Here is a 23,384-nt window from a genome sequence, read left to right as displayed (position 1 = left end):
GTGAAATCATTCCATATTCATTGCACGCACCGAGCGGGCGCGCCGCACCGTGCGACACGCCCGCTCGACGACCGGCGGATCCCGGTCAGATCGTGCCTTCGGAGACGGCGTTCTCGATCCACGGGATGACCTCGTCGAGCATGTCCTCGAGCTTCGTAGTCGCCTCGAACCCGAGCACTTCCTTCGCCTTGGTGACGTCGGGAACGCGACGCTGGACGTCGTGCTCGAAGCCCTGGTCGCTGACGAGCCGGAGCGGGACGTCGGGGCCCTTGATCTTGCGCCAGATGATCTCGGCGAGCTCGACCACGGTGTGCCCGTCGGCGGTCGAGATGTTGAAGTCGTTGTTGAGCGCCTCCGGGTGGTCGAGGCTCAGCACGATTCCGCGGGCGAGGTCCCCTCCGTACGTGTAGTGACGCACCTGGTTGCCCTCGCCGAGGATGTGCAGCGGGTCCTGACCCTTGAGCACCTTCTGAACGAGGTCCGGAACGACGTGGCTCATCGCGAGCTTGACATTGCCCGAGTCGATCTCGACGTCACCGCGAGCACGGGACTCGCCGATCCCGACGCAGTTGAAGGGGCGCAGGATCGTGTACGGCAGACGGTACTGGTCCCAGGCCGCACGCGCGAAGTACTCGACCGCGAGCTTCTGGAAACCGTACGACGACAGCGGCGGCGCCACCTCGCGCTCGTCGCCCTCCCTGCTCGGCCAGCGATCGGTCGACTCGAAGACCATCGAGGACGACATGTACGTGACCTTCTTCAGGCGGCCCTTCTTGTGCGCCTCGATCGCGGCATCCACCGACGACGCGATGATCCGCTCGTTCTGCGCCAGGAGGTCGTACGCGTACGTGTGGAAGTAGGAGATGCCGCCGATGAGCGCCGCACCGGCGATGAAGTGGTCCACATCCGACAGCAGCTCGGTCATGAGCGCGGTGTCCTGCACATCTCCGACCACCAGGGTGTAGTTCGGGTTGTCGTCATAGGACTTCGTGACTGGGCCGTACTTGGAGTAGTTGTCCACTCCCACGACTTCGTGACCCTGGCGAAGGAGCTCTTCGACGATGTAGCCGCCGATGAATCCCGACGAACCTGTGACCAATACTTTACTCAACGCTTTTCCTATCCTCTGTGGTTCCGATGCCTGACGTGTGAAATCGCGCAAGTCTACCCGTTGGACGCGATCTCCAGCGACTTGGCCTTCAGCTCGTTCATGGTGAGCTGCGGGCCGTACGCGAAGCGATACCAGCGAAGGTATTTCGGGATCCACTTCTTGAGCTGGAAGTTCGACTCTCCGAACGTCCGGTCGAGCCAGATCGTCGGAATCTCGGCGACGGGCAGGCGCAGGCGCCTGGCCTTCGCCGTCAGCTCGAGACCGATCTCGAAACCGTCGCGGCTGTCGATCCCGACGTCGCGGACGAAGTCCGTCTTGTAGGCCTTGAACGAGTTGGTCGCGTCGCGCGTGCCCACACTCGTCAGCGTGTGCAACGACTTGCCGGCCGACCGCGAGAGGAAGGACTTCAGACGGGGTCCGCCGACCTGCTGTCCGCCTGCCATGTAGCGCGAAGCCGCCGCGACCACCACTCCGCGCTCGACCAGCCGCACCAGATCGTCGATCTGGCGAGGGTCGTCGCAGCCATCCGCCATGGTGACCACCGTCGTCGGCGCGGTCGCCTTGTCGATGCCGAACCGGATCGCCTGGGCGGGTCCCCTGCCGTAGGTGTTCAGCTCGATGCGCAGGTTCGGGTGACTCGCGGCGAGGCGTTCCACCGGGGCGATGGTGGTGTCCTCGGGCGCGTCGACCACGACGAGGATCTCAGCGTCGACCGTGACGGCCTCGAAGATGCGCTCCAGCCCGGGGACGATGGACTCCCCTTCGTTGTAGGCGGGGATGACGATCGAAGCGCGTGGCGTCGAAGTCACACGGTCACCCCGTTGCCGAGGAGGTTCCAGACATCGGCGACCGGCTTGTCGGTCAGGATGCCGCGGTACTCGGGATGCGGGGTCGCGACGATCAGGACGTCCGCCTTCTCGAGCACGCTGTCCAACGGCAGGAGGGTGTCGTCGGTCTCTTCCGAGACGTACGGGTCGGTGCAGATCACGGCCTTCGCCTTGAACTTGAGCACGCGGCGCAGCTTGTACGAGAGGCTGGAGCGGATGTCGTCCGATCCGCCCTTGAACGACATGCCCAGGATGCCGACCGTCAGGTTCTCGAGGTCGAAGCGCTTCTCGAGCTGCGTGACGACGTAGAGCGGGAGCCCCTCGTTCACGAGCATCGCCGAGTGGCCAAGGGAGAACTTGTTGTCGCTGAACGCCGCCAGCTGCATGGTGTCCTTGAAGAGACAGGGGCCTGCGGCGAACCCGGCGCCGGGGATGTCCTTCGCGCGCGGGTAGTTGTGGCTGAGCGCAGCGCGGATCCGTTCGAAGTCGAGCCCGCGGTCGTTGGCCATCATGTAGAACTGGTTCGCTGCGGCGAACTTGATGTAGCGCCAGGTGTTCGTGAACAGCTTGGCGAGCTCCGCCTCCTCCGGCTCGAGATCGACGATCTCGTCGGTGAGGGTCGAGAACAGGCGGCTCGCGCGCTCGCGACCGCGCGAGGTGCGCGAAGACACGATCTGCGGCAGTGAGAAGAGCTCCTCCATCGCCTTGTGCTCGGCGATGCGCTCCGGGCAGAAGGCGACATCCATGTCGAGGCCCAGCCCGCCGACCGTGCGCTCGACGAGCGCGGTCACGCCGGGATAGACGGTGGAGCGGAGGATGAGGATCTGGCCGTCGCGGAAGTACCCGCTGGTGGACTCCAGCGCCTTCGGGATGGCGTTCGGATCGGGGTTGAGGTGCTCGTCGACCGGGGTGCCGATGACGACGACCACATTCTCCGCCGTCGCGACCGATGCCGGATCGGTCGTCGCCGTCAGTCGACCGTCGGCGAGAACGCGCTTCAGCACCGGCTCGGCCCCCGGCTCGGTGAACGGCAGCGTCCCGCCGTTGATGGTCGCGACGGTCTTCTCGTTGATATCGAACACGACGACGCGTGAACCACGGTCCGCAAGGGCGATCGCGAGCGGCAGCCCGACGTGCCCCCCTCCACCGATGACGACGACGTCCTTCTCGAAGCTCTCTGCCAATGGACTTCCAAATCTTGGGATGTGCGCGGTTCACCGCGGCGGTCCCGGGCCGGACCGATGACGAGTCTATAAGATGTCGTGGGTGGCAGCTGCAGCCCCAGCCGCCTCGACCTCCGCCGGCGAAGTTCGGCAGTCGATCACCGCCGAGACCGGGATACCCGTGAGAGCAGCCAGCGACGTACCGCCATCCGATCCCGACACCGTCACGTCGGAGGTCGGTGTCCCTCCGCAGCAGCACCTCGGGCCTCGGTGGCTGAGCCGATTCGTGGCATGGTGCCTCGGCCCGGTCGGGTCCGCGCGGATGGGTGTCACGTGGTGGTGGGCGCTCGGCCTCTTCCTGGTCGGCGCAGCGATCTGCTTCGCGCGCATCCCGGCCGCGGCGCGAAACGTCCTGTGGGCGGAAGACGCGAGCGTCTTCGTCACCGACGCGACCAAGAACGACTTCTTCGCCACGCTGCTGACCCCGTACAACGGATACCTGCACTTCGTGCCCCGAGTGGTCGCCGGTCTCCTGACACCGACCGTCCCGCTCGACGTCCTGCCGCTGGCGATCACCGCGGCTGCTTGCGTCATCACCGCCGCGTGCGCGACGCTGATCTTCGTCGCCCTTCGGTCGCGGATCCCGTCGACGTTCGTCCGCGTCAGCGTGTGGCTCGCCGTCGTGGCGATGCCGATCGGATCCGTCGAGACCAACGGGAACATCGCGAACGCGCACTGGTACCTTCTCGGCGCACTGTTCGCCGTGCTGGTCACGAGATGGACCTCCACCGGCTGGGCGATCCTCGCCGCAGCGGTCGCCTTCTTCACGGTCGCGAGCGACCCCCTCGCGCTCGTCTTCATCCCGCTCGTCCTCCTGCACCTCATCGATCGGCGAACCGGGCTCCGCCGGCTCATCATCCCCGCTGCCTTCCTCGTCGGCGCGGCGATGCAGCTCGTGGTGATCGCATCCGGAGCGAGCCTCGGGATCAAGGCGGCGTCGCCGTCGGTCGCCGGGCTGGCCCGCGCGCTCTTCTGGAGGGTCTACGTCGCCCAGTACACCGGGGAGGCCGGCTCGCTCTGGGCTTTCGCGACCTTCGGAACGGCGGCTCTGATCGTCGGAGCGGTCGTCGCCCTCCTCGTCGTCGTCGTCTCGATCGTGTGGGGGCGCCAGCTCGGCGGCCTCTCCGTCATCTCGTTCGCCGCCGCGGCAGCGTTCTTCCTCGCCGCCGTGAGCATCCGCTGGAGCCCGGCATACGACCCGGCCATATGGCTCCGCTGGGACGCGGCGCGGTATTCCGTCGTGCCGCTCACGCTGATGGCGATCTCGCTGGGTGCCGCACTCCAGACCCTGATGGATAGAAAGCGAGTCGCGGGCATCGTCGGCACGTCCGTCGTCGTGGTCGGTCTGATCTGCCTCGTCCTCCCGAGCTGGTCCATGGACGCACGGATCCCCTCCCCGCAGGCCGGACCGTGGCGGGTCTCCCTCGAGCGAGCGGTCGAGCGATGCGACGTTCCCGGTTCAGACGACCAGTTCGTCAGGATCGGCGGAGTCCCGAGTGCAGGATTCTCCGTCCGGCTCACCTGCGAAGACCTCCTCTCTCGAGTCCGTTGAAGCCGCCCCTCCCGCTGAGAGGAATAGCCGTGCCCCCCGCTGTCCGATCCATCTCCGACTCCGATACCGATCCGCATCGGGAAACCGGAGGCAGCCCTTTGCGGGTGTTCATCGCGTGGTGCCTCGGGCCGGTCGGCAGGGCGAGCATGGGGTCGACGTGGTGGTGGGCGCTCGGGCTCTTCGTCGCGGGCACCGCCATCTGCGTGTTCCGGATACCCGCAGGAGGCCTCAACGCCCTCTGGGCGGAAGACGGCAACGTTTTCGTGACCGGAGCGCTTCACGGCGACTTCGGTTCCGCGCTCCTGACACCGTTCAACGGCTACCTCCACGTCGTACCGCGCGTCGTCGTCGGCGTCCTCGCCGCGGTCATCCCGCTGAGCGTGCTCCCGGCCGCCGTCTCGGTCTCGGCGTGCGCCATCACGGCGGCGGCGGCCACGCTCATGTTCGTCGTGCTGCGGGAACGGCTTCCGTCCCGCATCGTCCGCTTGTCGATCTGGGCTGCCGTCGTGGCGATGCCCGTCGGCGACGTGGAGACGAACGGAAGCATCGCGAACGCGCATTGGTACCTCCTCTGCGCGATGTTCGCAGTCCTCGTCACACGGTGGGCGTCTGTCAGTTGGACACTCGTCACCGCTGCTGTGGTCTTCCTGACGATCACGAGCGATCCCCTCGCACTCGTCTTCACCCCGCTGGTTCTCCTCCAGACGTTCGACACCCGGACCGGGCCGCGCAGGCTCGTCGCCCCCCTGGCGTTCTTCGCCGGCGCAGCGCTGCAGGTGGTCGTGATCTCCTCCGGAGCAAGCCTCGGCATCAAGACCGACCCCCTCTCGTCCGTCGGACTTCTCCGCGCCCTGCTCTGGCGCGTGTACCTGGCCCAATTCGCCGGCGAGGCAGGATCCATCGGTCTCTACCAGCTCGCCCACCTGGCTGCACTCGCCGTCGCCGGAGTGCTTGCAGTGCTCGTCGTGCTCGTGAGCGTCCTCTGGGGACGGCAGCTCGGCGGACTCGCCACCATCGCTTTCGTGGCAGGCACGGCGTTCTTCCTGATCGCCGTCGCCATCCGCTGGAAGGATCAGTACGATCCGGCGCTCTGGCTCATGTGGGGCGCAGCTCGCTATTCCGTCGTCCCCTTGGCGCTCGCGGCCATTTCCCTGGCCGCCGCCGTCCAGACCTTCCGCAATCGCGTCAGCTCGGTCGTCGCCGGGCGGATCCTCTCGTCCGCGGTCCTCGTCGGGACCGTCCTCCTGGTTCTGCCCAATTGGTCGATGACCGCGCGGCTCCCGACCCACGAGTCCGGAGCGCCCTGGCGGGCGTCCCTGGCGGAGGCGGCAGCCGTCTGCCGTTCACCAGGCACGCCCGACGACGAGACCGTTTCTATCGGCGGCCTGCCGATCCCGCACTTCGCTGTGCAGGTGAGCTGCGGGGAGCTGCTCGACCGCTCGCGCTGAGCGGTCGAGCCCGCTGACGACTACTTCGTCACGGTGCGGCACCCCAGGAGCGTTGCGGCTCCGGGGAACGGCGCCGCCCCGATCGAGTAGGCGCAGGCCTTGTAGGTGCCGGCCTGCGTGATCGGGATGCTCCCCGACGCCCCGTGGTTCGCCCCCGCCGAGGGATACGCACGGCCGACATCCGGGCGGCTCTGATCGGCGACCAGGTGAGTCGCCGACTGCGCACCGTTGGGCAGCGTCACCCAGACATCGATGGCCGTCGTCGCAGACGGGATCGCCGCATCGAACGCCCAGCCGGAGACCGAGATCGTCGACTGGCCGTTGACGGTCTGCACGGAAGCGCTGTCGAAGGATCCCATCGGACGGGACGGACCGTTGGACAGGTTCTTGCAGCCGAGCAGAGACGCGGTGCTCCCGAAGAAGGGGTTCCCGATCGAGTAGGCGCACACCTGGTAGGTGCCGATCTGCGTGATCGGGATGCTGCCGCTCGCACCGTGATTGGGTCCGGCCGCGGGGAACACCCGGCCGATGTCCGAGCGGGCCTTGTCGGCGACGAGGTGGGTCGCCGACCGCGCGCCGTTGGGAGCCGTGACCCACACGTCGATCGCGGTCGTCGTCGCCGGCAGACCGGCGTCGAACGCCCAGCCGCCGACCGCGATCGAGGCGTTCGCGCCGTCATACGTGATGCCGGCCGAGTCGAACGACCCCGTCGGCGCACTCGGCCCGAAGGCGATGTTCCGACAGTTCAAGAGCGTCGCCGACGAGGGGAACAGCGTGGACCCGATCGAGTACGCGCACAATTGGTACGTGCCGTAACCGCTGTTCAACGGGATCGACCCTGAGGCTCCGTGTGCTGCGCCGGCCGCAGGATAGACCGCTCCGACATCCGGCCTGCTCTGGTTGGCGACGAGGTGCGTCGCGGACTTGAAACCGTTCGGTGCCGTCATCCAGACGTCGATGGCCGTGGTCTGCGACGGAGCCGCGGAGTCGAACGCCCATCCCTTCACCGCGACGGAACCCGAAGACCCCGAGAGTTGGACCGTCGCCGAGTCCAGGCTCCCGATCGCCTGGGAGGGGCCGAACTGGATGGTGGCGCAACGCAGGAGCGTGTTGTTGTCACCGAGGTACGGAGTGCCGATGCCATAGACGCAGAACTGGTAGGTCCCGACCTGGGCGAGGGGGATGCTCGTCTGGAACCCGTGGTTCGGGCCGGCATCCGGATAGAACGGTGTCAGATCCGGCCGGGACTGGTCAGCCGTGGCCGAGTAGGCGGCCTGCTTCCCGTCCGGCATCGTCACCCATGTGTCCGCGCGGCGGGTCGAGGTCGGCGCGATTCCGTCGATGACCCATCCGCGCACGAGCACGGAGGCCTTGTTCCCATCGATCTGGAGCGTGATGTCGTCCGCGCTGCCCTTCGGCGGCGTCTGCACGACATCGATGTTCTTGCAGTCGAGGAGTACCGGACCCGCGGAGCGCATCGAATACGAGCACGCCTTGTACGTCCCGGCCTGCGTGATGTTCACCGATCCCGTATATCCGTGGTTGGGCCCCGCCTGCGGGAACACGGTCCCGATATCGGAGCGCGCCTGCGACGCCGCCCAGTTCTGGACCGAATAGAAGTTGTTCGGGCCCCAGATGTGGACATTCACATAGATCGTGCTTTTGGGCGACGCCGGATCGAACGCCCAGCCCCGGAAGTTGAGCGTGGCGTTGCTCGTGTTGTATGCGACCGATGCCTCGTCGAGACTTCCGTATGTCGGGTCGCTGCCGGTGCTGCCGAACCACTGGTTGTAGTACACCCAGAAGTTGCGGTTGCCGTAGCTCGAGCACCGGTCGCCCGTCCCGTACAGGTTGGCGAGCGCCGCGGCGTTGGGCTGATACGGCGTGTAGTAGTACAGGGCGGCGGTCGCCTTGTTCTGGATGGTAATCGTCGGCGCCGCACAGGTCGGCGGCGGGGTCGGGTTGTACTGGACGGCCGAAGGCGCACCGACCGGGAACCAGGTGAAGAAGTTGGACGTGCCAGGCGGGTTGCCGTAGCGCTGGAATTGGTGCGCTGCGCTGTAGACCTGGTTGAAGAACCCGTAATACTGCGAATCGCACGCAGCAGTGTCGGGGCAGGCGTACCCCATGGAGATGTTGATCTTCCCCGTCGACGGGGCCGGGTCGGTGATGAGTCCCTGCTCCTTCTGGAGCGTGACCAGGATCACCTTGGCGCTGATGTTGCACGCCTTCTGCACCTTGTAGATGATCGCGGCCGCCGACTCGTTGCCTCCACCGGAGTATGCGGCGCACATCGCGTCCGCGCCCCGGCTGTTCGAGGGAAACTGGGCGACAGCGAGACAGTTGCTGTTCGAGCACGAGACGCGGGAGGCGAGGAACGATTGGATGTCGTTCTGCGACATCGCATTGCCGTCGTAGAACAACCCGTCGGAGATGATCATCGCGGGGTTGAACTGTGAGCCGTCGAGCGCTTGGGCCTTCTGCTGCGGTGCGACGGCTCCGAACGCGAACACCCCCACAACGAGCAGCAGCGTCGCAAGGGCGCCGGCGAGCAGTCTGGAGCGGGTCATGATGAGGTAGCCCTCGAATTCTCGTCTAGCCCGGTCGGGAGCCTGGGCGAAAGGTGGGGGTTTTCGTACAGAGTACGTCCCTCGTCCGGCCGAGCGAAGCGCCAGTCGCTCGTGTCGCGGTATCCGCTTCCCTCCGTTCGGATGTCACCGTCGCGCCAGACGCACCCTGAGCTTCTCCGCGACGACCGACGGTCCGCCGTTCTTCAGGTAGTACCGGACGCGCTGCAGATCGCGTCGCCAGCCGGTCGGGCGCGCGCGTCGTACCGGCGCCTGGCCAGTCGTTCTCCGCTCGACGGAGTCCCGATCCGCTGCCTTCCGCGGAGCCGCCACGAATCGGACGAGCGGCTCGAGCGTGCGGCTCCACCGGAATTCCTCGCGCACGACGGCGACGGCCGCGCGCGCCGTCGAAACGGCCTCCGGGTCGTAGAGGTAGCGCTCGAGCGCGGCGGCGAGCGCTTCGACGTCGCGCTCGCGCACGGCCTCACCCAGTCCACGAGCGGTGACGAGTTCGCCGAAGGAATCGCCGTCGGTGGTGACGATCGGCAGACCGGCCCACAGATAGTCGAGGATGCGGGTGCGGAAGGAGAAGGTCGTCTCGATGTGCTGGAAATGTGTGGAGACGCCGAGATCGGCGTCCAGCAGGTAGTTCTGCCGGTCGGCATAGTCCACCCACTCTTCGTTGAAGAACACGTGCTTTCCGGTCAGGCCGAGCTCGGCGGAGAGCTGCCGCGTCCGAGCGACCGCTGCCATCTCGGGCACATCCGGGTTGGGGTGGCGGACGCCGAGGAAAAAGAGCCGGACGTCGTCGTGTCGCTCTGCTAGCGATGCGATCGCGCGGACCAGGGTCTGCGGGTCGAACCAGTCGTAGATCCCACCGCCCCACACCACGACCTTGTCCTTCTCGCCGATCCCGGCGATGCGTCCACGGATGGCATGTCGCGTGAGACGGGGGTCGTGCTCCTCGATGCCGAAGGGGACGACGTCGATGAGGCTCCGCAAGTCCTCGTCGCGAGAATAGGTGTACGCGTTGACGCGCCCCGACGCCGCGAGCTGCCCGAGCCAGAAGCTGCGCTGGCGTTCGCTCGCCGCCAGGAAGTAGTCGCCCAGGCCGATCTGATGGTTGAGCAGGTCGGTCGTCTCCAGGATCTGCTCGTTCCATCGCTCCAGACTCTGGGCGCGCCCCTGCTCGAGCTGTTCGAGATGCATGGGGTCGTAGAGGTCGACGACGACGATCTTGGTCGTCGATTGCAGGGCCGGGAACAGAGCGAGCGCGTGTCCCTGCAGCACGATCACGTCAGCCCACTCCTCGTGCTCCTTCATCGACGACGGTCGATGGTGCGAGACGGAGGCGACCGCGAACCCGTCACCGTCGATGGCGACATGTCCGAGACTCAGCAGCCGCACGTCGCTCGCAGCCGAGAGCGCTTTCGCGATGTTCCATGCACGGATAGCCGGCCCCGCCATCTTCTCGCCGAGCGGGTCGCCGGTGATCACGATCACACGATTACGGCGGCCAGTGGGAAGCACGCGCAGCGCGCTCACGATGGACTCGTACCCGCGCTGATACCCCGCCATCGGGTACGCCGGCTCGTCCAACTCGCCGAACAGCCCGAGGAGGTCGGAATCCGACCGCCGACGGGAGGACTGGACGGCAGCGCGCTTGGCATCCAGGTCTCCGAGACCCTCCACGAATCGGTCGATGGCGAACAGCCCGGCGACGGTGCTCTTGGCGACCGGCATCGCGAGCTCGCTGTCGTCCCCCGCGACGCGCAGGTCGAGTGCCGTCGAATCCAGCTCCCCACGCGCGACTGCACGCCGCACCGCGAGCAGGATCGCGCCGGGCAGCACCCGCGCCAGGGAATCGTCGTCGAGATTCTTGTACAGCGTCGCCAGGGCGTTGCGCTCGAGCAGGTATTCCTCGCGATATGCCCCGAAGGTCTTCATGGAGGCATGGTGCTTGTGGAAAGCGAGGGACCGGGGCTGGAAACGGAACCGGTACCCCATCAGGTTGAGGCGCCAACCGAAGTCGACGTCTTCATAGAACATGAAATAGCTCTCGTCGAAGCCCCCGAGCAGGTCGAACGCATCCCGTCGGACGAACATCGCCGCCCCGGTGCCGAAGAGGACGTCGCGCTCCACGCTCCACTCGTCGCGGTCGACCTCGCCCGTGTGCGGCTTGTAACCCATGCCGTACCACGTGACCGCCGCGTCGACGAAGTCGACCCGCTCGCCCTCCCAGTCGAGCACCTTGCTGGCCACGGCTCCGACATCGGGTCGAGACTCGAAGGTCGCGATCGCCTCGGCGATCCAACGGCCGTCGGGCCGCGCGTCGTTGTTGAGAAATGCCACGAACTCACCGGACGACTCGGAGACACCGAGATTGCATCCACCCGCGAAACCGGTGTTCTGGGGAGATTCCACGACATGCACCCGCGGGTCGTCCACGGTGCGCAGGCGAGCGACGCTGTCATCGCCGGAAGCGTTGTCGACCACGACGATCTCGAGCAGATCGTGCGGCCAATCGCTCTGCAGCAACTCGCGCACACAGGTCAGGGTGTCGTCCGCTCCGCGGAAATTGACGAGGATGACGGAGACCAGACCGGGCTTCGATGTGCTCATGCGGATGGGATACCTCGACCTTCGTGCACGCGGCCGTCCACGCGTCGCCGGAAGTCTAGCAACGCGATATCCGAGCGGACTCAGACTGCGCGGCGAGCGATCGAGGAGAGGGCGTCGGCGAGATCCGCCGCCGTCCGGCGGTGGTGGTGGTCATTGGAGGCCCAGCCGTTCGCGGCGAGCTCTTTTCGCACCTGCGCGTCGTCCACGATGTCGCGGAGCGCTCGGCGCAGGGCGTCGTCCGACGCCGTGTCCACGAGAAGCGCGTTGTAGCCGTCGAGCACCTCCCACGCCGTGCGCGGATTCGCCCGACCGACATACACCGCCCCGATTCCCATCAGCGCCAGAGGCGCCGCGCTGTTCGGATACTCCTCGTCTGATATCACGGCGGTGGGACGTTCCGCGGCGATCCGCTCGATCGCCCCGGTGTCGAGAGCGCTGTCCACATGGCGGATGCTGGCCTCCAACCCGTAGGCGATCCGCTCGAGCCGCGCACGATCGCGCGCGGAGAAGCCGACACTGATCAACCGGGCGATCGGGTGCTCGGGTGCCGCCGCCTCGGCCTCCGGCCGCGGAGCCAGAGCCGGCACGACACGGGCGCTGGTCTCCCAGGCGGTCTCAGCACGCAGCTGGTCCGCGGCCCAGCGATTCGCCGCGACGTATGCGAACTCCGGCCGGTAGCGTGCGACGATCTGGGTCTGCAACGCCGGGTCCTGCGGGAAGAGCCCGCTCTCCACCGTGGGGAGCAGGTAGACGGGCTTGCCGCGCTCCAGCGTGGAGAGCCACACCGTCTCCTCCGAGCCCCAATCGGCGCAGACGACGAGGCTGCTCCGGGGCTCCAGCTCGGCGACGAGACGCTCGTCGGCGGCGGGCCCGTCGATGACATGGACGCGCGTGACGACACCGCGCTCCGCGAGGCCGTCTGCGACCTCGTCGACGTACCGGCGCCAGATCGCGTCCGCCTTCTCGCTGACCACGAAGTCGACTTCAAAGGTCTCCGGCACGGATCTGCGGAGGAACAGGCCCTCCCAGCGCGCCCAGAAATGACGCATCGAGGCGAGCTCGCGCTTGCCTTGGCTGTAGCCGCGGCTGGCCGACTCGTGGTGGATCAGCAGCGACTGGGGCTCGTAGAAGCAGCGGATGCCGGCCTTCCACGCCTGAAGCCCGTAGTCCACGTCTTCGAAGCCCAGCCAATACGTCTCGTCCAGACCGCCCAGTCGCGCGTAAGCCTCCTGAGTGACGTAGACGCACGCACCCGAGATCGACCTGTTGTACGAGGCGACGTTGGCGATCGGCCGCGTCGCCGCGCTCCCGACGTACAGATGCCCGAACCACTGCGGTGCCAGGACACGGGCGTAGTACGTGCCGCCGTACTGGATCCGGCCGTCCGGGTACACCAGTTTCGGGCTGACGAGACCGATCCGCGGGTCGATGGCGTACGCGGCGTGCTGGAGGGCGTCGAGCCACCCGGCCTGCGCCACGATGTCGCTGTTGAGCAACACGATGTCGTATTTGGCCTGCGCCATGCCGACGTTCACCGACACCGCGAAGCCCTGACGCTCCTCCTTGAAGACCATGCGCACGCGACCGCCCTCGAGGGCGCGCAGCCGCTCGCTGTTCTCCGGTTGGCAGTAGTCGTCGACGACGATGACCTCGTACTCGAAACCCGCGCACGTGCGATCGATGGAAGCCAGGCATTCCGTCAGCAGCGGGACGTCGTTGTAACTCGGGATCACGATGCTGACGGGCCTGCGGTTGAGGCGCACCCAGTCGAGGACCTCCGCGGACACGCCCAGGCCCGCCGTATTACGCTGGAACAACTTGCTCGAGAAGGTTTCGCGCACACGCTCCTTGGCTCCGGCGGGCAGCGTACGTACGATCGACCGCGCTGCGGCCGTCACCTTTGTGCGAAGCATTCGTTCCTCGGGCGCTAGAGACAGGAAGTAAGACTCTCCATGGTACCGACCGACCCTTCGACCGCCGACGCCCCCCGACTCCTCGTGGTCGCACCCGACGTCGTCGGACGCCGGATGGCGGGACCCGGCCTCCGATACGTGGCGATCGCGCGGGCGCTCGCGCCGCACATGCCGGTGACCTTGGCGGTGGGCGTCGAGGGCAGCAGCCACCTCGAGCTCGACCTCCCCGGAGTGGCCGTCGCTCCCTACCGCAGCAGGCAGGAGCTCGAACTGCTCGTCGCCGGCCATGACGCCGTCTTCGCCCAGCTGTTCGACACGAACGTCGCCCGAGCCGCCACCCGACGGAATGTGCGGTTGATCTTCGACCTGTACAACGCGCTCCCCGTCGAGACGGTCGGCTCGGAGGTCATCAGCGGCTTCCGCGACCTGCCGTCGAAGGACCGCGAGTTCACGGAGCTGTTGAAGTACTTCCGGTTCGTCTCGCAGGCGGGCACGTACTTCGTCGCCTCCAACGAGCGGCAGCGCGACTACTGGATGGGATACATCATGGCCAGCGGCGGCCTGATCCCGAGCACCTTCGCGGATCATGCGCTCAACGACATCATCGGCCTGGTGCCGTTCGGGACGGAGGAGTCGGATCCGGTCCAGCGGTCGCACGGACTGCGCGGTTCGCACGGGATCTCCGACGACGACTTCGTGGTGCTGTGGGCGGGCGGCATCTGGGACTGGTTCGACGCGGAGACGCCGATCCGCGCGATCGCCGAACTTGCGGAAGCGGATCCGCGCTACAAACTCGTGTTCTATGGCACGGTCCACCCGAACAGCGTGATCGGACGCCCGCCGTCGGTGGAGCGCGCGATGGCCGTCGCTGAGCAGATCGGAGCGCTCGGGCGTTCCGTGATCTTCCTCGACGAGTGGGTTCCTGCCGACGAACGGGCGGACTACCTCCTCGATGCGGACATCGCGATCTCCGCTCACCGGGACTCGCTTGAGACGCACTACGCGTTCCGGACCCGGATCCTCGACCACTTCTGGGCGGCGCTGCCCAGTGTCGTCTCAGCGGGCGACTGGTTCGCCGACTACATCGGCCGCGAATCGCTCGGCACGGTCACCCCCATCGGAGACGTCGAGGCGACGAAGGAGGCGATCCGTGCATACGCGACGGACGACGCCTTCCGGACGGCGACGGTCGAACGTGTTCGCGCGATCCGGGACGAATGGCGTTGGAGCCGCACCACGGCGCCTCTCCGCACGACTCTGCTGGGCGACCTGATGGAGCGCCCGCAACCCGTGCTCGATCGAGTCGGGGCGGACGCCGAGCAGCCGGCGGCGCATCCGCCCGTCCGCGGTGTGCGAGGCACACGCGCGTGGCGATTCGCCGGGCGGGTGCGGCGCCGGCTGCTCGGGTGAATCAGCCGATGCGGCCGTAGTGCTCCGCGAGCTCGTCGAAGATGACGGGCCACCGGTAGCGCTTGGCCGTCTCCAGCCCGGCGCGGCTCAACCTGTCGCGCAACTCGGGGTCGCCGAGGACCCGGCGGAATGCCTCAGCGAGTGCGGGGACGTCGTTCTGCTCCACCACGACGCAATTCTCTCCGTCGAAGCAGAAGTCGCGATTGCCGTGCGAATCGGTCGTGATCACCGGGCATCCTGCCGCCATGGCCTCGATGACCGGCAGGCCGAACCCCTCGTGGAGCGACGTCTGCACGAACACCGCGGCGGTGTTGTAGAGCTCGTTCGCCTCCGCGTGCGACGGGCGCACCCGGTATTCGACCCTCTCGTCGACGAGCATGTCGGGCTCGAACCCGAAGAGCAGCAGGGTCGGGCGCTCGTCACCGAGCGATCGCCACGCCTTCTCCGTGAAGGCGAAGTTCTTCTGGAAGAACGTGCGACCGAGGGCGAGCACCGTGTCGTCGCGCCGCTCGACGCGTTTCAGTGTCCGGAAGTGGCGCGGGTCGAAACCGACCGGGATGAGCTCTGCCGAGACACCGATCTCGGCGAGCTCCGTCTGCTGGTAGCTCGCGATGGTGACGTTGTGGAACTCGGGGCGGTAGCTCGCCGCGACCGCCGCCCGCGAGAGCGGCTGGGTCGGGTAGAACCACGACTCGAACTCCATGATGTAGCTCACGGGGATTCCTCGGACGGCGCTCCCGAGCCACACGACCTGCTGCGTCTCCCACCACGTCGCGATCTTGATCGCGTCTTCGCTGCGAAGCGCTCTCACCATGTCGAAGTAGCTGCGGAAAGTGGTGACCGGGATGGCCAGTTCCGTCCAGTCGGGCTGACCCTGCAGCGACCAGATCTGGACGTCGAATCCTCGTTGGGCGAGCCCCTCGGCCTCCTCGAAGACGACCTTGATGCCACCGGAGATCGTGGTCGCATTGAGCACGAAGATCACTCGTCGCCGACCGTCCGCCCCCGTGACGACGCGGTCGAGGAGCCAGGAGCGGTGGAGATCCGTCACCGGAGGAGGTGTGATGTCGGCGGCGTCGACCACGACCGGTGTGTATGCGAGAGTCGAGATGCCCTGAAGCCAGGCGCGGGCGATGAACCCGTGCACGTCGTCGGCGAGGCTGCCTGTGGCGTCCGCGTCGCTGCTCGGCCAGATGACGCGATCGACCGTGTCCCTCGTCAGAAGGATCCCGTGAGGCAGAGCGGTGAACACGAAACGCGGGATCTGAGCCTGCCCGAGATCCTTCTCGGGTTCAGGCGCGACGAAACGCTCACCGACCCGGTCGAACCAGAACCCGGGGACGACCGACTGGCCTGAGCGGTAGGCAGGTGCGACGACGCCGAGGTCCGCATCGCGATCGTATTCGTGTGCGGCGTGCTGCAGTCGCACGATGTCGTCGGCGCTCGGGAGCGACTGCGCGGCGTCGATCAGGATGACATCGCACCGACGCCAGTACTGCTGCACGTGGTGGAGGATCGGACGCAGGCGGACATCGTCGCCGTCGAGGAAGCCGCAGACGGTGTAATGACCGTCGTCCGCCGACGCCAGCTCGGCCGAGGCGGCCGACGAGACGAGGAAGTGGGCGGGGATCGTGTGCCGCACGCTGTGCATCCACTCGGAGAGCCCCTCGGCAGTCCCGATGACGACGACAGCGGCAGCGGAGGCGGCCTTGTGTGCGTGCGCCCACCGTCGCGCCGTCGAGAGGGCGAGTTCCGTCGTGAGCCCGTTGGCGTAGCGGTGCGCGGGCTCGACCACGGGGACCGACTCCGCTTCGGCGACACGTCGGATCGACGACGGCTCGATTCCCACTGTCAGGAGCGCACGTTTCGCGCCTTTCTTTGCGAAACTGCGGAGTCGAGTGGAGATGCCCATGATGGAGGGAGTCTAACAACCGTCCTGTCGGGAGTTCCGCAGGGGATAGCCAGGAACGGCCAGGGTAAACTGTCGAGCGCTCATGACTACTCCTACACCCACAGACCGCGAGGTACGCGAGGCGCGATACGCCGCGCTGAGGACGGCTCCTTTGCAGACCGTCGGCTCCTCCGGCCCTTCTTTCAGCTCCTCGTGGGGCTCTTTGCGCGAGATCTGGTCGCAGCGACAGATGCTCGACCTCCTGATCCGGCGCGACCTGAAGGCCCGCTACAAGGACAGCGCCCTCGGGTTCCTGTGGTCCCTCGTGCGACCGCTGACACAGTTGCTCATCTACTACGTGGTCATGGGCCAGTTCCTCGGAGCAGCCCGCGGCATTCCCGACTTCGCGATCTACATCTTCTCCGGGTTGACCGCCTACACGTTGTTCAGTGAGATCGTGAACGGATCGACCGGATCGATCGTCGGAAACTCGGGGCTGATCAAGAAGATCTACCTGCCGAGGGAGATCTTCCCGCTGGCGAGCGTCGGATCCGCGCTGTTCAACTTCGCGATCCAGTTCGGCATCCTGGTCATCGCGACGATCGTCCTCGGCAAGTTCCCGCTCGGACCGGGCCTCATCTACCTGATCCCCTCGTTCCTCGTCCTCTTGGTGTACGCCGTGGCGTTCGGGCTGCTGCTCGCGGCGCTCAACGTCTACATGCGCGACATCCAGTACCTCGTCGACGTCGCTCTCATGGTGCTCATGTGGGCGTCGCCCATCGTGTACTCGTGGACGATGGTCAAGAGCGTCATCCACTCTCCGATCCTGCTGGAGGTCTACACGAACAACCCGCTCACGCTGGCCGTTCTCGGTTTCCAGCGCGCGCTGTGGATCGGCGGCCAGGGTACGGCCGAGTACCCCGGGGAGCTGATGCTCAGACTCGGGATCGCCGGCGTCGTCGGACTCGTGCTCATCGCACTCTTCCACCGGGTCTTCACCCGGCTTCAGGGAAACTTCGCCCAGGCACTATGACGAATCGAATCAACGTGGACGAGGAATCGATGTCCCCCCAGCTCACGAGCCCGCCCGACGGGCGTCCTGACGTCATCGTCCTCGACGATGTCACCAAGCGGTTCGTCATCCGCAAGGACAACTCACTGAAGGAGCGCCTGGTCACGTTCGGGCGTGCCGGCCGCAAGCATCGTGAGGATTTCTGGGCGCTCCGAGGCGTGACGGCCACGATCAAGGCGGGCACCACGATCGGCCTCATCGGCCACAACGGCTCCGGCAAGAGCACGCTGCTCAAGGTGATCGGCGGCATCATCGACCCGACCAGCGGAACGGTCTCGCGTCGCGGCCGGATCGCTGCGCTCCTCGAGCTCGGCGCCGGCTTCCACCCCGACCTGACGGGCAGAGAGAACGTCTTCCTCAATGCGGCGATCCTCGGACTCAGCCGCAAAGAGACGGAGGAGCGCTTCGACGACATCGCCGAGTTCTCCGGGATCGGCGACTTCATCGACACCCAGGTGAAGTTCTATTCCTCGGGGATGTACGTCCGCCTCGCGTTCGCCGTCGCGGTGCACACCGACCCCGACATCCTCCTGGTCGATGAAGTCCTCGCCGTGGGTGACGAAGCGTTCCAGCGGAAGTGTCTCGACAAGATCCGCACGTTCCAGCAGGAAGGCCGGACGATCATCCTGGTCACGCACTCGCTGGCTCAGGTCATGGAACTCTGCGACAAGGCCATCCTGCTGAACCGGGGTGAGGTCGTCTACAGCGGCGAGTCCCACGAGGCCGTCGCCCGATTCCGCGACATCCTCGAGGAGCGCCGGATCGACGACCTCGCCAAGCACGCGGACCCCGAGCAGGATCTCGCCGTCCCCCGCATCCTCGAGACGACGATCCGCGCGGCCGGGCGCGAGGAGGGCGACCGGGTCGAGCACGGCGACGACCTCATCATCCGGACCACGTTCGAGTATCCGACGCTCAGCCCGGAATGGGTGGCCGCCATCCAGATGGACAACGCGCACGGGCAGGTGGTGTACGGCACCCGCAGCGATCTGATTGGCCACGACCTCGACCCGTTCGAGGGCCGCCGCACCGTGGAGTTCCGCCTCAACAACGTGCAGCTCGGCACCGGCAAGTACTTCATCAACGTGTCGCTCCTCGACCGGTCGAACCGTCACCTCGCCGACCACCCGCAAGCCGTCGCATTCAACGTGGCGTACTACCCGAAGGCCACAGGGACGTCGTATCTGGAGCCGGAGTTCACCGATCTCGGTTCCGAACAGGGCCCGCTCGCAACCCGATGACCGCGAGCATTCGCGTCGTCACGGTGACGTACAACTCCTCAGACGTGCTCGGGGATTTCCTCGCGTCGTTGTCGGAGGCCTCCTCGTCACCGTTCGAGGTGACGGTGGTGGACAATGCGTCGCAGGATGCGGAGGCATCGAGGACGATCGCGGAGGCGCATGGCGCCCGGTTCATCGCTCTGGAGGACAACCTCGGCTACGGCTCGGCGATGAATCGCGGCGTCGCCGCGGGCCCGTCTGCGGACTTCCTCATGCTGGCGAACCCGGACCTCACTCTTGCGCCCGGCGCCGTCGACGCGCTGCTCGCGGCAGCGGAGGTCGACCCCCGCAGCGGAGCGCTCGGACCGGCGATCCACAATCTCGACGGTTCGCTCTACCCCTCGGGCCGCCCCCTCCCGTCGCTGAGAACCGGTGTCGGGCACGCGCTCTTCTCACGGAGCTGGCCCACGAATCCGTGGACGCGGGCCTACCGCACGACGCTCGGTGCGGGGCGGCCGACACCCGTCGGGTGGCTTTCGGGTGCGTGTCTCTTCGTGCGTGGAGACGTCTATGCGCAACTGAACGGCTTCGACGAGCGCTATTTCATGTACTTCGAAGACGTCGACCTCGGGCGTAGGATCGGCTTGGCCGGGTTCCAGAATGTGTATGTGCCCCAGGCCCGTGCCACCCACCATGGCGGCCATTCGACCTCGTCCGAGCCCGGCCCGATGGAGCAGGCGCACCACGAGAGCGCGTACCGGTACCTCGCCGAGGTGTATTCCGGCCCGCTCTTCCTTCCCCTCCGTGCAGCACTTCGCGCCGGGCTGCGGCTGCGGGCGCGCGGGTTCTCCCGCCCTCCGCGCTAGGAGAAGGTCCCCCGCGTACGATGGGGGTACCCCTGTTCACCCCCGACAGAAAACTCACCCGTGAGACTAGCCATGACTCTGATGGTCCGCGACGAGGCGGATATCATCAGGCCGATGATCGAGCACTCCCTCGCCCAGGGAGTGGACGTCCTCATCGTCACAGACAACGGTTCCACCGACGGAACGACAGAGATCCTCGAATCTTTCGGCGACCGGATCGACCTGCGCCACGACCCTGTGCACCGCAAGCAGCAGCACAGCGTCGTCACGGGCATGGCCCGGGACGCCTACAACCGGTACGCGGCCGACTGGGTCGTCAACGCCGACGCCGACGAGTTCTGGATGCCCGTCGCCGGAGGCGCCACCATCAAAGACGTCCTCGCAGAGGTACCAGCGTCGCTCCGCGCCTTCACCGTGCCGGTCGTGGATATGACCGGCAGGCCCGCTCTCCGCGGCACCGGATTCGAGCGCCTGCGATTCCGTGACAACCGATCCGTCGAGGAACTCCAGCGGATCGGCCTACGCGCTCACTCGACGCCCGACGCCGTTCACGTCGGTGACCCCGAGGTCGAGGTCGCCCAGGGCAATCACTTCGTCACTCTCCCCACAGGAGAGCTCCCGACCGAACTCGGGCTCGAGGTCTTGCACCTTCCGTGGCGGTCGTGGGATCAGTTCGAAGCCAAAGTCGTCAAATCGGGTCGCGCGTACGAGTCCAATCCCGAACTCGCCCCCAGCCCGAATCACCATGGAATGCGCGAGTACTGGCGTTGGAAGCAGGGAGCCCTCTTCGCCTACTACGTGCTCAGGCATCCGAGTGAGGCCGAGCTCGCGGCCGGCGTCGTCGACGGGACCTACGTCGAAGACCGCCGACTGGTGAGCACGAAGGCCGCGGTCGAGGACGTGTTCCTAGACAATCAGGCCGAGGGTGAGGCGCGCTACGCCGGTCGAATCGTGGCGGCCACGGAGCGCACTCTCCGTGGCGATATCGCCGCAGAACACGAGCGGTACGCGGTCGCCGTCAGAGCGGTCGAGGGCGGACGGGTGCGGATTGAAGAGCTCGAAGAGCGACTGCACCTCGAGGAGGAAACGCGCGGGGAGCTCGAAACGCGCCTCGATGCGGCGCAGCGTCGCCTCGATGAGATCTCATCGAGGCGCGTCGTCCGGGTGGCGGACGCTCTCGCCCGCGGGATCAAGCGGCACTGAGCTCAGCGGATCGTCTCGAAGAGCGCTGCTCGATCGGAACCACCTGCGCGGCGGAACGACGTTCCCTCCCAGGTGTGGGCGGTCCACTCGGCCTCGACGGCCTGCTCGTCTGGGCGGTCGATGTCGTCCAAGACCACGAGCGCTCCCGTGGACAGCCTCCCCGCCAGCAGCGGCACGGCGGGAAAGCGCATTCGCGGACCGAAATGTCCGGGCGGCCCATCGACGAAGAGGAGAGTGATTCCGGAGAGGTCATCGATGGCCTCCGCAGAGTACCAGAGTGCATCCTCATCTCGGACGCGAACGCGCTGGAGAGGCGCGTGCCGCACATCCGCCCAGTCGGACAGTCCCAGTCGAGAGAGCGCCGCACGGGTGGCTGCCGCGTACTCTGCGTCGTTCTCCAGGGAGATGACGCGGCCCGCCCCGCGGGCGCGAAGGGCGAGAGCGATCCACACCGTCGACGTCCCGCTACCACACTCGACGACCAGCGGCTCTTCCTCCGCTGCCAGGATCCGATCGACCAGGAGAAGGAGGGTGTCGGGAGTCGCCGCCCAACCGCCTGGAGCCGGCATGGCTCCAGTCGGCGGGGTGATGCGGTTCAGGACGAGCAGCGCCGAGACGTCTCGTTGAAGGTCCCGGCGGAGGAGATCGAGCGGCTCCCCCGGCTCGTAGCGCACGACCTGGGTCTCCGCACGCGTCGCGGTCACTCGCTCGGCGACCATGTTCAGCTGATTGTGGGCGGATCTCGCCGCCACCACGACGACCACCAGTAGGTCGAGCACGAGCCCGCAGACGAGCCATCCGACATCGCGCGCAGCCAGCGCGAGCACGACACCGCAGACGAGCACGATCGCGGCCGCCGCGACGGAGATGAGACGGACTCGGGGACCCACGATTGGCCAGCGCATTCGATCACGCTATCGGATGATGCGCCCCTCGGCACACCTGCGCTCAGACGAGTCCGGTGAGATACCGGCCGTATCCGCTTTTCACGAGGGGGCGGGCGAGCTCGGCGAGCTGCGCGTCATCGATCCAGCCGGCACGCCAGGCGATCTCTTCGATGCAGCCGATCTTGAAACCCTGCCGATCTTCGATGACCCGAACGTACTCCGACGCCTGCATCATCGACTCGAACGTGCCGGTGTCGAGCCACGCGGTCCCGCGATCGAGCACCTGGACCTGCAGCGTGCCGCCATCGAGGTAGCGTTCGTTGACCGTGCTGATCTCCAACTCACCTCGTGCGCTCGGAGTGATGGTCTTCGCGATCTCGACGACGCTGTTGTCATAGAAGTACAGGCCGGGTACCGCATAGTTGCTCTTCGGCTTTTGCGGCTTCTCCTCGATCGAGAGCGCCTTGAAGTCGTCGTCGAACTCGACGACACCGTACGCGGTCGGATCGCTCACCTCGTAGGCGAAAATGAGCGCCCCATCGATGTCGCTGTGCGCCCTCAAGGCGGAACCCAGCCCGCTGCCGTGGAAGATGTTGTCGCCGAGCACCAGCGCCACCGACTCGTCGCCGATGAACTCCTCACCGATGATGAACGCCTGTGCAAGGCCGTCCGGAGAGGGCTGAACCGCATACTCGAGGCGGATGCCCAGCTGGGAGCCATCGCCGAGGAGCGCCTTGAACTGGTCGTTGTACTCGGGCGTCGTGATGATCAGGATCTCGTTGATCCCCGCCATCATCAGCGTGGAGAGGGGGTAGTAGATCATCGGCTTGTCGTAGATCGGCATCAGCTGCTTCGAGATGCCCTTGGTGATGGGCCACAGCCGCGAACCGGATCCACCGGCCAGGATGATTCCGCGCATGGTTGTCGTTCCTTACTTACTTCTCATCGAGGGACGCGTAGAAGGCACGGGCGGCGTCCCAGGTCGGCAGGAATCCACTGCCCCGGGCCTCGATCAGGCCGGGGGCGTCGGTGTCCTTCGGAGAGAGGATCGGGTCGCCCGCCTCCGGAGGGAAGACGAGGGCGATATCGGCGTCCAGGGGGTTGATGCCGTGCTCGCGCCCGGGATTGTAGGTGTCACTCACCAGGTAGCTCACGGTCGCACCCTCTGTCAGGGCGACGAAGCAGTGCCCGAGACCTTCTGCGACGTAGACCGCTCGTCGGTCCACATCGTCCAGGAGCACGCTGTCCCAGAGGCCGAAGGTCGGGGAACCGATACGGATGTCGACGACGTAGTCCACGACTGCGCCGTGCGGGACGGTGACGTATTTCGCCTGGCTCGGCGGGATGTCGGCGAAGTGGATGCCGCGGACCGACCCGCGCTTCGACACCGACAGGTTGCCCTGGCGGAGTTCGAGCGGGTGACCGACCGCCTCCTCCAACCGGTCGAACCGGTACCACTCGGTGAAGAGACCGCGGTCGTCCGGGTGCTGCTTCGGCGTGATCTCGTAGGAGTCGGGAATCGAAAGTTCTCGGATCTGCACCCCGGGAGTCTACCAATCAGGCCCGCACGGT

The 23,384-nt window shown here is 66.7% G+C and carries 17 protein-coding genes; 7 read left to right on the top strand and 10 right to left on the bottom strand.

What is annotated here, in order from left to right:
* Positions 1 to 85: 85 nt before the first annotated feature.
* The 3 genes from LLS1_RS13510 to LLS1_RS13500 all read right to left on the bottom strand — a co-directional run bounded on the left by LLS1_RS13510 (position 86) and on the right by LLS1_RS13500 (position 3,122).
* Complete coding sequence (locus tag LLS1_RS13510) at positions 86 to 1,099, bottom strand: NAD(P)-dependent oxidoreductase (RefSeq protein ID WP_226656280.1); 1,014 nt, start codon at positions 1,097 to 1,099, stop codon at positions 86 to 88.
* Positions 1,100 to 1,164: 65 nt separating this feature from the next.
* Positions 1,165 to 1,920: a glycosyltransferase gene (locus tag LLS1_RS13505; RefSeq protein WP_226656278.1), complete on the bottom strand. Its 756-nt coding sequence runs from the start codon at positions 1,918 to 1,920 to the stop codon at positions 1,165 to 1,167.
* Positions 1,917 to 3,122 (bottom strand): nucleotide sugar dehydrogenase, encoded by a 1,206-nt coding sequence (locus LLS1_RS13500; RefSeq protein ID WP_226656276.1) that lies wholly within the window; start codon positions 3,120 to 3,122, stop codon positions 1,917 to 1,919. The genes LLS1_RS13505 and LLS1_RS13500 overlap by 4 nt, the downstream gene beginning before the upstream one ends.
* Before the next feature lie 301 nt (positions 3,123 to 3,423).
* Between LLS1_RS13500 and LLS1_RS13495 the strand changes: the two genes are divergently transcribed.
* Complete coding sequence (locus tag LLS1_RS13495) at positions 3,424 to 4,713, top strand: hypothetical protein (protein WP_226656275.1); 1,290 nt, start codon at positions 3,424 to 3,426, stop codon at positions 4,711 to 4,713.
* Positions 4,714 to 4,859: 146 nt separating this feature from the next.
* Positions 4,860 to 6,161, top strand: coding sequence for a hypothetical protein (locus LLS1_RS13490; RefSeq protein ID WP_226656274.1), 1,302 nt, complete (start codon positions 4,860 to 4,862; stop codon positions 6,159 to 6,161).
* Positions 6,162 to 6,181: 20 nt separating this feature from the next.
* On the opposite strand, the gene LLS1_RS13485 is transcribed toward LLS1_RS13490, so the two are convergent.
* The 3 genes from LLS1_RS13485 to LLS1_RS13475 form a co-directional block, all read right to left on the bottom strand.
* Positions 6,182 to 8,731: a hypothetical protein gene (locus LLS1_RS13485; protein WP_226656272.1), complete on the bottom strand. Its 2,550-nt coding sequence runs from the start codon at positions 8,729 to 8,731 to the stop codon at positions 6,182 to 6,184.
* A 144-nt stretch (positions 8,732 to 8,875) separates the two neighbouring features.
* On the bottom strand, positions 8,876 to 11,350 hold the full coding sequence (locus LLS1_RS13480; RefSeq protein WP_226656270.1) for a glycosyltransferase: 2,475 nt from the start codon (positions 11,348 to 11,350) through the stop codon (positions 8,876 to 8,878).
* 80 nt (positions 11,351 to 11,430) lie between these two features.
* On the bottom strand, positions 11,431 to 13,191 hold the full coding sequence (locus LLS1_RS13475; protein ID WP_226656268.1) for a glycosyltransferase: 1,761 nt from the start codon (positions 13,189 to 13,191) through the stop codon (positions 11,431 to 11,433).
* 111 nt (positions 13,192 to 13,302) lie between these two features.
* On the opposite strand from LLS1_RS13475, the gene LLS1_RS13470 reads away from it, so the two are divergent.
* Entirely contained in the window at positions 13,303 to 14,673 is a 1,371-nt protein-coding gene (locus tag LLS1_RS13470) for a hypothetical protein (protein WP_226656266.1), read from the top strand.
* 1 nt (position 14,674) lies between these two features.
* On the opposite strand, the gene LLS1_RS13465 is transcribed toward LLS1_RS13470, so the two are convergent.
* Positions 14,675 to 16,585: a glycosyltransferase family 4 protein gene (locus tag LLS1_RS13465; protein WP_226656264.1), complete on the bottom strand. Its 1,911-nt coding sequence runs from the start codon at positions 16,583 to 16,585 to the stop codon at positions 14,675 to 14,677.
* Positions 16,586 to 16,667: 82 nt separating this feature from the next.
* Here LLS1_RS13465 and LLS1_RS13460 point away from each other — a divergent pair, with 82 nt between their 5' ends.
* The 4 genes from LLS1_RS13460 to LLS1_RS13445 all read left to right on the top strand — a co-directional run bounded on the left by LLS1_RS13460 (position 16,668) and on the right by LLS1_RS13445 (position 20,925).
* Positions 16,668 to 17,597 carry an ABC transporter permease gene (locus LLS1_RS13460; RefSeq protein WP_374758275.1) on the top strand — a complete coding sequence of 310 codons (930 nt, stop codon included), beginning with the start codon at positions 16,668 to 16,670 and terminating at the stop codon, positions 17,595 to 17,597.
* A 29-nt stretch (positions 17,598 to 17,626) separates the two neighbouring features.
* Positions 17,627 to 18,877, top strand: coding sequence for an ABC transporter ATP-binding protein (locus LLS1_RS13455; RefSeq protein ID WP_226656260.1), 1,251 nt, complete (start codon positions 17,627 to 17,629; stop codon positions 18,875 to 18,877).
* Positions 18,874 to 19,722 carry a glycosyltransferase family 2 protein gene (locus LLS1_RS13450; protein ID WP_226656258.1) on the top strand — a complete coding sequence of 283 codons (849 nt, stop codon included), beginning with the start codon at positions 18,874 to 18,876 and terminating at the stop codon, positions 19,720 to 19,722. The genes LLS1_RS13455 and LLS1_RS13450 overlap by 4 nt, the downstream gene beginning before the upstream one ends.
* A 72-nt stretch (positions 19,723 to 19,794) precedes the next feature.
* A complete protein-coding gene (locus LLS1_RS13445; RefSeq protein ID WP_226656257.1) occupies positions 19,795 to 20,925 on the top strand; it encodes a glycosyltransferase family 2 protein in 1,131 nt (376 codons plus the stop codon).
* Positions 20,926 to 20,927: 2 nt separating this feature from the next.
* On the opposite strand, the gene LLS1_RS13440 is transcribed toward LLS1_RS13445, so the two are convergent.
* Genes LLS1_RS13440 through LLS1_RS13430 form a run of 3 tightly spaced genes read right to left on the bottom strand, consistent with a single transcriptional unit; the run spans position 20,928 to position 23,353 of the window.
* Positions 20,928 to 21,815 (bottom strand): class I SAM-dependent methyltransferase, encoded by an 888-nt coding sequence (locus LLS1_RS13440; protein WP_226656256.1) that lies wholly within the window; start codon positions 21,813 to 21,815, stop codon positions 20,928 to 20,930.
* 58 nt (positions 21,816 to 21,873) lie between these two features.
* Positions 21,874 to 22,731, bottom strand: coding sequence for a glucose-1-phosphate thymidylyltransferase RfbA (rfbA, locus tag LLS1_RS13435; protein ID WP_226656254.1), 858 nt, complete (start codon positions 22,729 to 22,731; stop codon positions 21,874 to 21,876).
* A 16-nt stretch (positions 22,732 to 22,747) separates the two neighbouring features.
* Positions 22,748 to 23,353, bottom strand: coding sequence for a dTDP-4-dehydrorhamnose 3,5-epimerase family protein (locus tag LLS1_RS13430; protein WP_226656252.1), 606 nt, complete (start codon positions 23,351 to 23,353; stop codon positions 22,748 to 22,750).
* Positions 23,354 to 23,384: the final 31 nt, after the last annotated feature.

Origin of the sequence: Leifsonia sp. LS1 (genome assembly GCF_020521355.1) — a bacterium.
Lineage (GTDB): Bacteria > Actinomycetota > Actinomycetes > Actinomycetales > Microbacteriaceae > Leifsonia.
The sequence above is the reverse complement of the archived record's forward strand: the minus strand, read 5'-3'. Positions and strand labels throughout refer to the sequence as shown.

What these genes read in the sequence shown, in the direction of transcription:
- LLS1_RS13490 (WP_226656274.1), top strand. Translation starts at nt 4,860, where the DNA reads ATGGGGTCGACGTGGTGGTGGGCGCTCGGGCTCTTCGTCGCGGGCACC.
- rfbA (WP_226656254.1), bottom strand. Translation starts at nt 22,731, where the DNA reads ATGCGCGGAATCATCCTGGCCGGTGGATCCGGTTCGCGGCTGTGGCCC.
- LLS1_RS13485 (WP_226656272.1), bottom strand. Translation starts at nt 8,731, where the DNA reads ATGACCCGCTCCAGACTGCTCGCCGGCGCCCTTGCGACGCTGCTGCTC.
- LLS1_RS13470 (WP_226656266.1), top strand. Translation starts at nt 13,303, where the DNA reads ATGGTACCGACCGACCCTTCGACCGCCGACGCCCCCCGACTCCTCGTG.
- LLS1_RS13455 (WP_226656260.1), top strand. Translation starts at nt 17,627, where the DNA reads ATGTCCCCCCAGCTCACGAGCCCGCCCGACGGGCGTCCTGACGTCATC.
- LLS1_RS13445 (WP_226656257.1), top strand. Translation starts at nt 19,795, where the DNA reads ATGACTCTGATGGTCCGCGACGAGGCGGATATCATCAGGCCGATGATC.
- LLS1_RS13460 (WP_374758275.1), top strand. Translation starts at nt 16,668, where the DNA reads ATGACTACTCCTACACCCACAGACCGCGAGGTACGCGAGGCGCGATAC.
- LLS1_RS13495 (WP_226656275.1), top strand. Translation starts at nt 3,424, where the DNA reads ATGGGTGTCACGTGGTGGTGGGCGCTCGGCCTCTTCCTGGTCGGCGCA.
- LLS1_RS13480 (WP_226656270.1), bottom strand. Translation starts at nt 11,350, where the DNA reads ATGAGCACATCGAAGCCCGGTCTGGTCTCCGTCATCCTCGTCAATTTC.
- LLS1_RS13450 (WP_226656258.1), top strand. Translation starts at nt 18,874, where the DNA reads ATGACCGCGAGCATTCGCGTCGTCACGGTGACGTACAACTCCTCAGAC.
- LLS1_RS13465 (WP_226656264.1), bottom strand. Translation starts at nt 16,585, where the DNA reads ATGGGCATCTCCACTCGACTCCGCAGTTTCGCAAAGAAAGGCGCGAAA.